The organism is Streptomyces sp. URMC 126 (genome assembly GCF_051386555.1).
Classification (GTDB): Bacteria; Actinomycetota; Actinomycetes; order Streptomycetales; family Streptomycetaceae; genus Streptomyces.
The window spans coordinates 1-11386 of sequence record NZ_JBPQTX010000231.1 but is presented as its reverse complement, the minus strand read 5'-3'; the positions used below and the strand labels follow the sequence as shown (position 1 = coordinate 11386).

Sequence of the window (11386 nt, the reverse complement as noted above, 5' to 3'; positions counted from 1 at the left end):
CTCGCCCCCCTCACGCCCCTCAGACCGCTCAGCCCCCTCCGCCACGCTGAACCGGTAGCGCAGGACGCGCGGCCGGCCCGCCTCGTCGAGGAAGGCGTCGAAGGCGACGGTCCCGGAGGAGAACCCTTTCGCCGCCGCGGCCAGCGCCGCCCGGTCGCGGGCAGGCGCCCGGCGCGCCGCCTCGGCCAGGTCGATCTTCCCCCAGTAGTGCCGGACGGGGGCGCCGTCCACACCCTCGTCGCGCATGTACGTCACCTCCCGCGCGCCGCCCAGGAGTTCGGCGGCCGCCAGCGGGTCCGTCGCGCCACCGGTGAGCAGGTCGCCGTCGGCCAGCGCACCCGTCTCCAGGCGGACCCACTTGTCCGCCGGGACGCCCGCGCCCCGGTTCTTCATGTACAGCGCGCCCGGCGTGAACACCTCGGTGATCGGACGGTGCTCGGCGGCGCCCCGGGCGTCCTCCGGTACCAGCACCGTCAACCGCCCCACGGGCCGCGCGAAATCGTAGACGCCGACCCCCTGGATCGTCAGCCGCGTCCCGCCGCTCTCCGTCTCCATGGACGTGCGGACGCGGGCGCCGCCCGCCCGGGCCAGGGCCTCGCGTGCCCCGCGCAGCGCCTCGACGGCCACGCCGGGCCGCCCCGACCGGCTCGCGTCGGCCGTCCGCACCACCCGCCGCGCGCCTCCGCTTCCGCCGCCGAACGCGTCCCGCGGCTCCCCGCCCGGCCCCGACGCGGCACAGCCGGTCACCAGCAGGCCGAGCGCGAGGCCGCCCAACACCGCCGTGACCACCGCGGCCCCGCGTCCGTGCCCCTGCACCGCCATGACCGTCAGCTCCCTGCCGCGCGCTGGTGGAACCCGTTCTCTTCCAACGACAGCGTCCGGGCCACCGTCACGGTCCCGGAAGGCGGCGGCCGGGGGCCCCAGACGGCCGGTAGCGTGGTGGTGTGTCCGAGACGCACCCCGCACCGGCCCCGGTCCCCGCCGCCGACCACCGCGTCAGCACCAGCGAACGCGGCGCCTTCTGCACGGCCCGCTGCACCTGCGGCTGGCTCGGCCCGGCCCGCCGGGCCCGTTCCCTCGCCCGCGCCGACGCCGACGCCCACCTGGCGGACACCGGCCACTGACCGCGTACGCCCCGTCCTCGTCCCCGCCCGCTCCCGCTTCCGCATCGCGGACGCCGGGCGGGAACCGTTCCCCCCGACCTGATCATCTGTCCCTTACGACGGACGGGTATCAGGGCACACGGGAACAACGGGGGCGAACGCACCATGGACAGGCGCACTCTGCTGACGGCGGCGACGGGACTGGCGGCGACGGCCTGGGCCGCGCCCGGCCTCGCCGGGAGCACGGCCACCGCGGCCCCGGCCACCCCGGCGGGCACCGCGCACGCCACCACGCGCACCGCGGCCCGCACCGCCTCCGCGGGCAAGGTGCGGGCGGCCGACTGGACGGCGCTGGGCAAGGGGCTCAAGGGCGGCCTCGTCCGCCCCGGCGACGCCGACTACACCACCGCCAAGCAGCTGTACAACACCCGCTACGACGGACAGCGCCCGGCCGGCGTCGCCTACGTCGCGGGGACCCAGGACATAGCCGCCTGCCTGTCCTTCGCCCGCCGCTTCTCCATACCGGTCTCCATACGCAACGGCGGCCACAGCTACGCGGGCTGGTCGAGCGGCGACGGCCGGCTCGTCCTCGACGTCTCCCGGCTGCGGACCCTCCGCACCCCCACCTCGTCCTCCGCCGTCATCGGCGCCGGCGCCAAGCTCATCGACGTCTACACCGGCCTCGCGGCCCACGGCGTCACCATCCCCGCGGGCTCCTGCCCCACGGTCGGCGTCTCCGGCCTCACCCTCGGCGGCGGCCACGGCGTCCTCTCCCGGGCGTACGGCCTGACCTGCGACAGCCTCACCGGCGCCACTCTCGTCACCGCCGACGGCAAGACCGTCGAATGCGACGCCAAGCGCGACCCCGACCTCTTCTGGGCCCTGCGCGGCGCCGGCAACGGCAATTTCGGCGTCGTCACCGAACTCCGCTTCCGCACCCGGCGGGTGGGCGACGGCGTGACCGGCTACGTCTCCTGGCCCTGGGCCAAGGCCGCCGACGTCATCCGCGCCTGGCAGGAGTGGGGGCCGACGCGGCCGGACGAGATCTGGTCCGCCTGCGACCTGTCCGTCACCCCCGGCAGGACCCCGCGCATCGCCGTCGCCGCCTTCTCCCTCGGCACCAAGGGCGACCTCGCCAACGCGCTGGACAAGCTCGCCGCCAAGGTCGGCGGCGGCAAGGCGAACATCTCGGTGCGCAGCCGCTCGTACCTGGACAGCATGCGCCGCTACGCCGGCTGCGCCGATCTCACGCTCGCCCAGTCCCACCTGCCGGGCCGCACCCCGGGCCGGGACAAGGCCGGCAAGCTCGGCCGCGAGACGTACGCGGCGCGCTCGGACTTCTACGACCGCTCGCTGAACGCGGCCGGCATCCGCACCCTCCTCGACCAGACGGAACGGTTCGGCCGCAAGGGCGGGGGCGGCGGATCGATCCAGCTGACGGCGCTGGGCGGCGCGGTCAACCGTGTGAAGCCGCTGGACACGGCCTTCGTGCACCGCCGTTCGCGGTTCCTGGCCCAGTACCTCACCTCGTGGGGGGCGTCGGCGTCCGGCGGCCCGCAGGTCGCCTGGCTGGACGGCGTCCACGCGGCGATGCGGCGGTACGCGTCCGGCGCCGCCTACCAGAACTACACGGACGCGGGGCTGAAGGACTGGCGCCGGGCGTACTACGGGGACGCGGCGGACCGGCTGACCAAGCTCAAGCGGCGGTACGACCCGCAGCGGGTCTTCAGCTTTCCGCAGGCGCTGTAAGGCCCGCGCGGAACGTACGAGCGCGGCCCCGGCCCTCCCTGACGGTCAGGAAGAACCGGGGCCGCTCTCGTACCGCGCACAGGCCGCTAGGCGGCCAACCCCTTGTCACAGTGCCGCGGCTGACGTTCCGTGACGCCGTCACCCTCGGGCTCCTCGGCGAGCGTCACCGGCACGGCCGTGTTCCGGGACCGTACGAGCCGGCCGGCCCGCGAGGCGGCGACCCACCCGGCCAGCGGCGTCAGGAGCATCATCGCCAGCGGGGCCAGCAGCAGGACGACGGCGGTGCCCAGGGCGAGGCCGCCGATCACGTCGGTGGGGTAGTGCACGCCCATGAAGACCCGGCAGAAGCCCTCCAGGAAGGCGAGGCCGATGCCGGCCAGCCCGTACTTGCGGTGCGCCACGAACAGACCGACGCCCAACGCCATGGTGAGCGTGGCGTGATCGCTGACGAACGAGAAGTCCGTCTTGCCCTTGACCAGCACGTCGAGGCCCTGGTGCTCCAGGAACGGGCGGGGGCGCCGCACGAAGCCGCGGATCGGCACGTTCACCAGCAGGGCCAGACCGGCCGCCAGGGGCGCCCACAGCAGCGCGGCCACACCGCCGACGGCGTCCGGTCCGCGGCGCACGCTCCACCACGCACAGACCATCAGAACACCGAGTCCCAGCACGATTCCGTACTCGCCGACGAACTCCATGGTCCGGTCGACCCAGCCCGGGGCGTCCTTGGCCAGCCCGTTGATGTCGTAGAGCAGGCTGACGTCGGGGCCCGACGAGCCTCCCTTGGCCTCCGCCAAGGGATGGACCGCCTCGTGTCCGGGCATGTGGTGCCCCCTTATCTGTCGCCTGTAGCTCGATGCAGCTGCCAAACCCCCGTGGTCCGTGCGCCCATGGTGAGGCGCGGCTCGCCCACCCCCATGGAACGCGCCTCTCCGACCCGGCGTTCCGCTCTCCACCCAATGATCACCAGGACGTTATCCAAGGGTGACCAGGGGCGGAGCAGGAGGCCCAGGGTTCACACACCGTTCGGCCTGGGCAACGCTTTCGCCCCCGCATCCGTCACGCGCGTGGCACCGATGTAATCCGGCGTGTCGATTTTGTCGAACCGGTTCACGGCACCCGTGTGCGGCGCGTTGATCATGTACCCGCCGCCCACGTACAGCCCCACGTGATGGATCGAACGCGGGTCGTTCAGGTTGTGCGCGAAGAAGACGAGGTCCCCGGGCATCAGCTCGTCCCGCTTCGGATGCGGCCCGGCGTTCCACTGGTCGTTCGCGACGCGCGGCAGCTCGATCCCGACGGAGGCGTACGCCGCCTTCGTCAGTCCCGAACAGTCGAACCGCCCCCCGTCCTCCTTGGTCCCGTCCCCACCCCACAGATACGGCTTGCCCAACTGCGCCTGAGCGAAGTAGATCGCCCCGGCCGCCTGCTGCGAGGGCGCCACACGGCCCGCGGGACGGGCGAAGCTCTTCTCCAGGTCGCGGATGGATTTGACGTAGCCCTGGGTCTCGGTGATGGCGGGGACGCCGCCGGCCTGGATCACCCGGTAGGGGCCGGCGTTGTAAGCGGCGAGCATGTTGTTGGTGGCGTCGCCCCCCACACCTTTGACGTCCTTGGCCAAGGCGCAGTCGTAGGTGGCGGCGGAGGCGATGGCATCCGCCGGCTCCCATATATCCGGTTTGCCGTCACCGCTGCCGTCGACTCCGTAGCGGGCCCACGTCTCGGGGATGAACTGGGCGAGGCCGAGGGCTCCGGCGGGGCTCTTCGCATCGGGCTTCCAGTTGCTCTCGGTGTAGAGCTGTGCCGCCAACAGGGCGGGGGTGATGGCCTCGCACAGGTTGCCCCACTTCTCCAGGAACGGCTGGTACGCGGCGGGGACCGCGCCTTTCGCGAGCCCCACAGCACCGCGCGCTCCGCTTCCGATGCTCGAGGCGACGCTGAACATCGCGAAGAAGAGCAGCCCGAGGAGGCTCAGGCACAGCCCGACGCTGAAGCCGACGACCAACCACCACTTGCGCACCCCGCGATTCTCCCCCAGCGGACCGTCACGTACCCGTAGTTCAGGGGAGGATCAGGGGAAACCACAAGGCGGCTCCGGGGCGCCCCCGGGGGCATCCCCGCGCATTTCCCGCCCCTTGGCCGCGCGCCCCGCTCCGAGCAGCAGCGCCGGCCCCGAGGCACCCCGCCTTTCGGGAGCCGAGGCTACTTCACAAGGAAGCCGCCGCACGCGAAGCTCACGTACTGCTGCGGGCTTCTGACGTGGAGGAAGTTCACCGTCCAACTACCCGGATCATTGGTGACCGGGACACGTGCCGCTTCGGTCTGCCCCCGCACCGTCCTGCCGAAGTCGTCGGGAAAGGTCAGATACACCCACTTCTGCGGGTCGTCGGCGAAGAGGTCCACCGGCTTGCTGGTGTAACCGAGGTCGAGGTTTCCGATGTTCCCCTGGTGCCGATGCGGCTTTCCGGTCTCGTCGTCGATCTGGTGCGGTGATTTGACGGCTACCGAGACGTAGTACGGCTTCTCGAACTGCCCGATCACATACTTGAGGCGGAATCCGATCCTCACCTTTCCCGGAGGCATATCCGCGTCCGGATTCTGCGGGTCGGTGATGGAGGTTTGGACGTTGTCGAGGCCCTCCTCCGGCGGCTTGTCGCACTGACCCTCGAAGGAAAGGCCACCCTCCTTGTGCTGCCAGCCGCCGCGGTACCCGTCCGTGGGTTCCACGTAGGCGGGCGGCACCTTCGGTCCCCCGCCGGTCGACGCCCCGGGAGTCGCCCGGCCAGAGCCCTGCGCCACGACTTCGGGCTGCTTGCCCTGGTCGCCGGACGACCGCAGCACGCCGTACGCCGCGACGCCCCCGAAGACCGCCGATGCAACGGCCGCCGCCGCGTAGGCCGTCCACCGGCGCGGACGCCGCTGCGGCTCAGGTGGCCGCGGCGGCACAAAGGTCGGCGTGTACGCGGCCCCTGTGACTACCCCGACCCCCATGGGTCGCTCCGGTATCAGCCCGGCCGCCACCGCCGACCGTACGTCCTCCGGGGCGCGCTCCCCGAGGTCCGCGAACGCGCGGTACACCGGATCGTCGACGAGCGACGACGTCACGCCACACCGGCCGATCACCTCGGAGAGCGCGGGCCGTGCGGCCGGGTCCGCCGCCGTGCAGGCGCGGACGAGGTCGGCCAGCCGGGGCTCGACACCGGCGACGTCCACTTCACCGTGGACGACGCGGTAGACGACGGACTCCAGGGAGCCCTCGCCGTACGGGGGCCGGCCCGTCGCCGCGCAGGCCATCGTCGCGCCGAGGGCGAACACATCGGCGGCGAACGTCACTTCGTTCCGCGTGATGACCTCGGGCGCGGTGTAACCGGGGGTGCCGGGCGCGACACCGGTCCGCGTGAGAGCCGTCTGCTCCGCGCCCCGCGCGATCCCGAAGTCGATCAGCTTCGGACCGACCGGCGACAGGATGATGTTGTGCGGCTTGAGGTCCCGGTGCGTGATCCCGTGCCCGTGCACCTGCGCCAGCGCCTCCGCGAGCGCGGCGAACAGCCGGAAGCAGGTGGCCGGCGGGAGCGGCCCGCGGGCGCGCGTCACCTCCGTCAGCGTCGGCCCCGGCACGTACTCGGTCGCCAGCCAGAACGGCGCCGTCTCCAGCGAGGCGTCCACCAGGTTGGCCGTGTACGCGCTGCGTACCGCCCGTACCGTCTCCACTTCGCGCCGGAAGCGCGCCGCCGCGTCGCCGGACTGGGCGAAGTCCTCCCGGATCACCTTGATCGCCAACTGCCGCCCGCCGGGCGACCTGCCCAGGTACACCTGTCCCATTCCGCCACTGCCGAGCCGGGCGAGAAGCGTGTGCGGGCCGATGGCCGGGGGGTCGTAAGGGCGCAGGGGATCCACGGTCGAACTCTGCCACAGGCCGGTCGTTTTCGAACGGGGAGGTGCGGCAACGGAGTTAGCGGAGTGCACGACTCCGGATGCGGAATCGTCCCGTCACACCCTGGGTCCCAGACACCGGGTGGACGAGTGGGTGGCGGGGCGGGTGAACGCGGACCGGCCCCCGGGTGACCGCCCTGACCGGATCGTTCCGCCCCCAGGCCCGATCAAGCCTTCAGCGGACCCCGCCCCGCCCCGCAGGATGAACGCATGAACAGCGCACTCCTCGTGATCGACGTCCAGGAATCCTTCCGTCAGCGGGCCACCTGGGCCGCCACCCACAACCCCGACGTCGTCGACAAGGTCAACCGCCTGGTGGCGGCCCAGCGGGCCAAGGGCGAAGCGGTCGTCTGGATCCTGCACTCCGAGCCGGGCTCCGGCACCGTCTTCGACCCCGAGCGCGGCTTCAACCGGCCCATCGAGGGGCTGGAGCCGGCGGTCGGCGAGCCCGTCCTCGTCAAGTCCTCACACAACGCCTTCACCACCACCAACCTCCAGCAGTACCTCACCCAGCACGGGATCCGCGAGATCCTCATCAGCGGAATCCGCACCGAGCAGTGCTGCGAGACGACGGCCCGCGTCGCCTCCGACCTGGGTTACGACGTGACGTTCGTGACCGACGCGACCGCCACGCACCCCATCGAGCACCCGGACGCCCCCGAGGGCCGCACGCTGGAGGAGATCCTCGCGGACCCGCGTACGCTGCGGACCGACGCGATCGTGGCCCGTACCGAGTACGTCCTGGCGGGACGGTTCGCGCGGATCGCCACCGTCGACGAACTGACCAAGGAGCTGACCGGATCGTGACCCGCGTCGTCTTCCTGCTCGTGCCGCGGCTCCACTTGCTGGACCTGGCGGGCCCCGCCCAGGTCTTCTCGACGGCCGACGACCTCGGGCACCCCTACGAGCTCACCTACGTGAGCGAGCGGGAAGACGTCCCCACGGCCCAGGGCATCGCCTTGCGCGCCGTGACCGACTGGCCGGCGCTGACGCCCGACGACCTGGTCGTGGTCCCCGGATGGCGCGCCCGCGCCTTCCGGGAACCCGTGGGCATCCCCCGGGCGATGCTCGACCGGCTCGTCGCGCACCACGACGCGGGCGGCACGGTGGCCAGCGTCTGCGCCGGCGCGGACGCCCTGGGCCGGGCAGGCCTCCTCGACGGCCGCCGCTGCACCACCCACCACGACGTCCAGGACGAACTCGCGCGGCGCTACCCGAAGGCCCACGTGGTCCGGGACGTGCTCTACGTCACCGACGATCGGGTCATCACCTCCGCCGGCATCGCCAGCGGCATCGACCTGGCGCTCCACCTGGTCGCGGTCCGCCACGGCGCGGCGACGGCGGCCCGGGTCGCCCGGGAGATGGTCGTCTTCGCCCGGCGGAACGGCGACGACCAGCAGCACAGCGCGATGCTGCGGCACCGCGCCCACCTCAGCGACGCCGTCCACCACGCGCAGGACCTCATCGACGCGCGCTACACCTCCGTCCTCCGCCTCTCCGACCTCGCCTCGTCCGTCGGACTCAGCGAGCGCTCTCTCACCCGTCACTTCACTCACGCCACCGGCCTGACGCCCCTGCGCTACCAGCAGGAGCTGCGCGTCGAGCACGCCGAGCACCTCATCGCCCAGGGCGCGACCGTGGAATCGGCGGCCCGAGCCGTCGGCTTCCAGGACGCGCGGATGCTCCGTCGGCTCAGGGGCCGAGCCCTGGCGCAGGCGCGAGCGTAGGAGCCGGTGCCGGCGCGGACTCAGGCGACCATCCGGCCAAGCGCCGTTCCGCGCCCTCCGCGTACGACAACTCCTCTATCGTGAGCGGACGTCAGCGTCGCAAGAGCCCCCGCCGCCCCGGGTGCGGGGGCAGGACGAGAGGGAGCATCGTGCCACAGCGCGTACCGGACGACCTGAAGTGGACCCCGGCCACCGACGACCCGAGGGACACCGAGTACCTCGAGGTCGCGTTCGACGGCAAGGGGCAGGTGTACCTCCGCGAGAACCTCACGCCCGAGAAGGTGGTCATCACCACGGAGCCCAAGTGGGAGGCGTTCGTCCTCGGTGTGAGGGCCGGCGAGTTCGACCACTTCGTCGAGGACGTCTGAGCACGCCGGCAGCGCCTGCCGTCAGTCGTCGTCCCCGCCGTCCCAGGCGTCTTCCTCGTCCCCGTCGTCCGCACCACTGCCGTGACGGCCGTGGCTGTCGTGGCGGTCGTGCCGCGACGGCACCCGGTCCTTGTCCCCTTCCTTCTTCTCGTTCACACCCTTCTTCTCGTTCACGCCGCCCTGCTCCGCGCCCGTGAGCGCCTTCCCGTTCGCGTCATCCCGTGAGGCCCGCCGGGGCGTGGCGGTGGGCGTCACGTGCCGGGTCTTGTCCGCGGCGCCGCCGTCCTGCGGCAGTCCCTCGCTCATCTCCCCGGACTGCCCGCCACCGGGGCGGACCCCGCTGTCGTCCCCGCCCTCGGAGGCGAACAGGGTCGCGCCGATGACCGCCGCCACCACGAAGGCCACCACCCCCGCCACCGCACCGGCCACGGCCTTCGGGCTGCGCAGGCCCTTGCCGCGCGTACCGGACCCCGTCCCGTTCCGGCCGGGGGCGGCCCGACGGTGGCCGGGCAGGGCGGAGGTCGAGCGCGTCGCCGGGGAATCGGGGAGGGCGTACGTCGTCACGCTCTCCTGGTGGAGCATCGGGTCGTAACCGGAGCCGGGGACGCCCGGCGGAGGACCCGTAGGCGCCCCAGCCGGGGGCGGGTACGGCGAGGAGGGCGGCGCCGACGGCGTCGAGGGCACCCCGGCCGGAAACGCTCCGGCCGGCGAGGCCGGAACGGACGCCTGCGGCGTCGGCCGCGGCGGGGAATGCGGCTGGGCCGAGGGCTGCGTCAGCGGCTGCTGCCGGCCGCTGCGCCAAGCGCCGCTCGCGAACCAGTCGGCCACTTCCCGCGCCGTCGGCCGCGCCTCCGGTTCCTTGGCGAGCATGCGCAGCAGATAGTCGTCGAGGGCCTGTGACACGTCGGGCCGGTGTTCCCGAGGCGGTGTCGGCGGCGTGTCGACATGGAGGTACAGGAGCGCGGTGGGGCTCTCGGCCCAGAACGGCGGCTGCCCGACCAACAAGTGGTAGAGAACGCACCCCAGCGCGTAGACGTCCGACGCGGGCCCCGCCACGCGCCCCAGCGCACGCTCGGGGGCGAGGTAGGTGCTCGTACCGACGATCTGACCGGCCCGGGTCAGCCCCGCCGAGGTCTCGTCGACGAAGCGCGCGATACCGAAGTCGCCGATCTTCACCGTGCCGCTGCGGTCCAGCATGAGGTTGCCCGGCTTCACGTCCCGGTGGACGACCCCCTGCTGGTGGGCCGCCGCCAGCCCCGCCGCCGCCTGCGCGGCCACGTCGGCGACACCGGCGGGCGAGAGCGGACCGCGGGAGGCGAGCTGCTGCGCCAGGCTGGGGCCGTTCACCAGCTCCATCACCAGGTAGAAGCGGCCGTCCCAGGACCCGAAGTCGTAGACGGAGACCACTTGAGGGTGATTCAGCCGGGCCGCCGTCTGGGCCTCCAGCCGGAAACGCTGGGCGGCGGAGTCGTCGCCGTCGTCGCCGAGAAGCAGCTTGACCGCGACCTGACGCCCCAGCACCTCGTCCTGGCCACGCCAGACTTCGCCCATACCGCCCCGGCCGAGCAGCTCCCCCAGCCGGTAGCGTTCGGCAACCAGCACCCCTACCACCCTTGAACTCGACGCACCCCACGACCCGAGCGATGAGTGCGATGAACGCGATGAACCAGCCCCGCGGCCGCCCTCCGCGGCGCGCGCGAGAACGGCCCCCACAGCCTACCGACCACACGGACGGATTCCCGAACATCCGTACACCCCCTACCCTCACGCCCATTGCCCGCCGTGGGCATGCGTGATACACAGAGTCACCGTAGGGCTACCCACTGACAACGGCCGGCGGTCCGCGCGGCCTCACCGGCCGAAGATGCCTTCGGCATATGCGGGTCCCGTCAAAAAATGCCGCCAAGTCGACATACAAGCGCGGCATCGTCAGCGAAGATAGGTACCGACCTTTGCCGTGCGGCAGAGGCGGCGCAACTACCCTCAAGGGGCGGTGAGTTACGAATGTTCTTGGCGGCCGGAAAAGGCGACATCAACACCATTATCGGTGGAATCGCCCCGAACTGGGGGCCGTTCGGCAGCCTGGGCCGGGAAGCCCGGGTGATGATCGAGGTCATCATGGCCGTATCGATCCTGCTCTGCCTCGCCATCGCGATCTGGGGCGCGGCGAAGCAGCGCATCGGTGCCACGGCGCTCCGCGACACCTTCAGCGCGGAGCAGGGCAAGGGGCTCATCGTCGCGGGGCTGACCGGTGTGTTCATCATCGGTTCGCTCGGCACGCTGTTCACGATCGTCTACGGCATGGCCGTGTGACCCGGCGTCCGCCGGTTCCGGCCGCCCCGGCCGGCGGACACCGGCGCGCCGGGCCCGACGGCCGTACACACCGTCCCCCGACGCGCCCGCGCACCGTCCCCACCCCGCGTGAATCCGCTCACCCCGAAGTGCGCCGCCGCTACCCCGCGTTGGCGCAGGCCGTCCTCGCCGGCGCCTCGGGCCAGCTGCGCAACAT

General features: G+C 72.4%; 11 protein-coding genes and 1 pseudogene. 7 read left to right on the top strand and 5 right to left on the bottom strand.

From position 1 onward, the window contains the following. On the bottom strand, positions 1 to 822 hold an 822-nt coding region (locus tag ACSNOK_RS24075), incomplete at its 3' end, for a hypothetical protein (protein WP_436782845.1). A gap of 122 nt (positions 823 to 944) precedes the next feature. On the opposite strand from ACSNOK_RS24075, the gene ACSNOK_RS24070 reads away from it, so the two are divergent. Continuing rightward, complete coding sequence (locus tag ACSNOK_RS24070) at positions 945 to 1124, top strand: hypothetical protein (RefSeq protein ID WP_436782844.1); 180 nt, start codon at positions 945 to 947, stop codon at positions 1122 to 1124. A gap of 144 nt (positions 1125 to 1268) precedes the next feature. Further along, complete coding sequence (locus ACSNOK_RS24065; protein WP_436782843.1) at positions 1269 to 2852, top strand: FAD-binding oxidoreductase; 1584 nt, start codon at positions 1269 to 1271, stop codon at positions 2850 to 2852. A gap of 86 nt (positions 2853 to 2938) precedes the next feature. Here ACSNOK_RS24065 and ACSNOK_RS24060 read toward each other — a convergent pair whose 3' ends face one another. The 3 genes from ACSNOK_RS24060 to ACSNOK_RS24050 all read right to left on the bottom strand — a co-directional run bounded on the left by ACSNOK_RS24060 (position 2939) and on the right by ACSNOK_RS24050 (position 6746). Further along, a complete protein-coding gene (locus tag ACSNOK_RS24060) occupies positions 2939 to 3673 on the bottom strand; it encodes a phosphatase PAP2 family protein (RefSeq protein ID WP_436782842.1) in 735 nt (244 codons plus the stop codon). 191 nt (positions 3674 to 3864) lie between these two features. Then, complete coding sequence (locus ACSNOK_RS24055) at positions 3865 to 4869, bottom strand: NlpC/P60 family protein (protein ID WP_436782841.1); 1005 nt, start codon at positions 4867 to 4869, stop codon at positions 3865 to 3867. A gap of 182 nt (positions 4870 to 5051) precedes the next feature. After that, positions 5052 to 6746: a serine/threonine-protein kinase gene (locus ACSNOK_RS24050; protein ID WP_436782840.1), complete on the bottom strand. Its 1695-nt coding sequence runs from the start codon at positions 6744 to 6746 to the stop codon at positions 5052 to 5054. A 246-nt stretch (positions 6747 to 6992) separates the two neighbouring features. Between ACSNOK_RS24050 and ACSNOK_RS24045 the strand changes: the two genes are divergently transcribed. From ACSNOK_RS24045 to ACSNOK_RS24035, 3 genes are all read left to right on the top strand, one after another. Beyond that, entirely contained in the window at positions 6993 to 7589 is a 597-nt protein-coding gene (locus tag ACSNOK_RS24045) for a cysteine hydrolase family protein (RefSeq protein ID WP_436782839.1), read from the top strand. Beyond that, complete coding sequence (locus ACSNOK_RS24040; RefSeq protein ID WP_436782838.1) at positions 7586 to 8509, top strand: GlxA family transcriptional regulator; 924 nt, start codon at positions 7586 to 7588, stop codon at positions 8507 to 8509. The genes ACSNOK_RS24045 and ACSNOK_RS24040 overlap by 4 nt, the downstream gene beginning before the upstream one ends. 149 nt (positions 8510 to 8658) lie before the next feature. Then, entirely contained in the window at positions 8659 to 8877 is a 219-nt protein-coding gene (locus ACSNOK_RS24035) for a DUF397 domain-containing protein (RefSeq protein WP_436782837.1), read from the top strand. Between the two features lie 21 nt (positions 8878 to 8898). On the opposite strand, the gene ACSNOK_RS24030 is transcribed toward ACSNOK_RS24035, so the two are convergent. Continuing rightward, positions 8899 to 10479 (bottom strand): serine/threonine-protein kinase, encoded by a 1581-nt coding sequence (locus ACSNOK_RS24030; RefSeq protein WP_436782836.1) that lies wholly within the window; start codon positions 10477 to 10479, stop codon positions 8899 to 8901. Between the two features lie 402 nt (positions 10480 to 10881). Here ACSNOK_RS24030 and ACSNOK_RS24025 point away from each other — a divergent pair, with 402 nt between their 5' ends. Both ACSNOK_RS24025 and ACSNOK_RS24020 read left to right on the top strand, forming a co-directional pair. Further along, complete coding sequence (locus ACSNOK_RS24025; protein WP_004955155.1) at positions 10882 to 11190, top strand: hypothetical protein; 309 nt, start codon at positions 10882 to 10884, stop codon at positions 11188 to 11190. Then, positions 11187 to 11386: pseudogene (locus tag ACSNOK_RS24020) on the top strand (hypothetical protein); the annotation flags it as partial. The gene ACSNOK_RS24025 and the pseudogene ACSNOK_RS24020, both read left to right, overlap by 4 nt.

Excerpts from the sequence above, each read along its gene's own strand:
- ACSNOK_RS24065 (WP_436782843.1), top strand. The coding sequence starts at position 1,269 with ATGGACAGGCGCACTCTGCTGACGGCGGCGACGGGACTGGCGGCGACG.
- ACSNOK_RS24045 (WP_436782839.1), top strand. The coding sequence starts at position 6,993 with ATGAACAGCGCACTCCTCGTGATCGACGTCCAGGAATCCTTCCGTCAG.
- ACSNOK_RS24025 (WP_004955155.1), top strand. The coding sequence starts at position 10,882 with ATGTTCTTGGCGGCCGGAAAAGGCGACATCAACACCATTATCGGTGGA.
- ACSNOK_RS24060 (WP_436782842.1), bottom strand. The coding sequence starts at position 3,673 with ATGCCCGGACACGAGGCGGTCCATCCCTTGGCGGAGGCCAAGGGAGGC.